At 74.7% G+C, this 600-nt stretch carries 1 protein-coding gene; it reads left to right on the plus strand.

What is annotated here, in order from left to right:
• Positions 1-600: lycopene cyclase family protein (locus DEIPI_RS30790; RefSeq protein ID WP_211238290.1), on the plus strand; the 600-nt coding region annotated here is incomplete at both ends.

Genomic DNA, 600 nt, shown 5'->3' on the forward strand with positions numbered 1-600 from the left:
TGCACGCGCGGGGCGAGCGCCGCCTGAACCGCGCGTACGGCCTGCTGGACAACGGGCGTCTGCTGGACGACCTGCTGACGTGCGGTTCCGGGGTGACGTGGTACGAGGGGGTCGTGGCGGGCGCGCGGCACGACGCGCTCGGTTCGGTGGCGCTGCTGCGTGACGGGCGGGAACTCGCCGCTCGGCTCGTGGTGGACGCGAGCGGGCACCGTCCGGTCCTCGTGCCGCGCGTGTGGAGCAGACCGCCCGCCTATCAGGTGGCGTTCGGGCTGCGCGCCACCTTCGACCGGCCGCCCACGCCGCCCGGCAGCGCGAACTGGATGGACTACCGGCACGACTTCCTGCCCGCGCGGACGTTCGCGCGGACGCCGACGTTCCTGTACGCCATGCACCTCGGCGGGGACGAGTACTTCGTGGAGGAGACGGCGCTCGTGACGCGCGAGGTGCCGCTCTTCGAGGACCTGCGCGCCCGCCTGACGCGCCGCCTGGAGTGGCTGGGCACGCCGCCGCGCGAGGTGCTCTCGGAGGAGCGGGTGCTCTTCCCGATGAACGCGCCCGTCCCGGACCTCTCGGGCCGCGTGGTGGGCTTCGGGGGCGCGG

The sequence above is a fragment of the Deinococcus pimensis DSM 21231 genome (assembly GCF_000519345.1).
GTDB classification, from domain to species: Bacteria; Deinococcota; Deinococci; order Deinococcales; family Deinococcaceae; genus Deinococcus_A; species Deinococcus_A pimensis.